The organism is Vibrio sp. Y176 (genome assembly GCF_033438945.1).
Genome location: NZ_JAWOQS010000110.1, coordinates 1 through 1,094 on the forward strand (window position 1 = coordinate 1; position 1,094 = coordinate 1,094).

At 47.3% G+C, this 1,094-nt stretch carries 1 protein-coding gene; it reads left to right on the forward strand.

All coding sequences use genetic code 11. The features are described from left to right. The coding region (locus R7O13_RS24440) for an alpha-amylase family glycosyl hydrolase (protein WP_318304879.1) at positions 1-821 on the forward strand (821 nt) is incomplete at its 5' end. Positions 822-1,094 lie beyond the last annotated feature (273 nt).

Below are 1,094 nucleotides of genomic sequence, written 5' to 3' on the forward strand. Positions count from 1 at the left end.
CGCAGAAAACCGGACTACCAAACTTCTTCCGCAATAAAAACACCAATGCGCAAGATGAGTTGAAACCCCCACGAGAACATCTGATCACATGGCTATCGGATTGGGTACGTGATTACGGCATTGATGGCTTCCGCGTCGATACCGCCAAACACGTTGAGATGGAAGCGTGGGCAGAGCTCAAAGCAAGTACCACTCAAGCCCTCGCCGAATGGAAACAAAACCACCCCGACAAAGCACTAGACGATCTGCCATTTTGGATGACCGGCGAAGTGTGGGCACACAGCGTGGTGAAGAGCCCGTATTTCGATAACGGCTTCGATTCGATCATCAACTTCGAGTTCCAATCTGACGTGGCTCCAAAAGCGCTAAAGTGTTTCGCTCAACTTGATAATGATTACCGCCGCTATGCAGAGCGTATTAACTCCGATCCTGAATTCAACGTGTTGAGTTACCTGTCTTCGCACGATACTCAACTGTTTTGGTCGGCACGCAGCCGCAGCTTTGATGACCAAGCTCGCGCCGCCAATGCGTTAATGCTGGCACCGGGTGCAGTACAAATCTACTACGGCGATGAGATTGCCCGTGACTTTGGCGTAACTGGATCCGATCCGACCCAAGGTACACGTTCCGACATGCCATGGGACAAGATTCATGGCGAGCGTGAAGACTTACTACAACATTGGCAGAAATTGGGCGAATTCCGTCAACGCCACCCAGCGGTTGCTCAAGGTAAGCACATCACTCGTAATCAAGAAGGCTACTACGCGTTCGAACGCCAATACCAAGATGACAAAGTACTGATTGTTTACACTGGCGAATAACCGACTCACTCCACCAGCAAGGGAAGCATTTCGCTTCCCTTTTTTAATTCCACATCCTCTCCATCTGGTCTGATGACAAACTTTTTTCTTCTTCGAGTAAATTCACACTTTGCGTCGTAATAACATTAGGGTAAGGTCAAGTATTACTCTATAAGCTGATGTTTCGTCAGCAATCAAGACACATAAAGCAATCACAATGAATTAGGTATATGTAAGCATGCAGTTCTCAAAGTTTGGTGAAAAATTTAATCAGTATTCAGGTATTACGCAGTT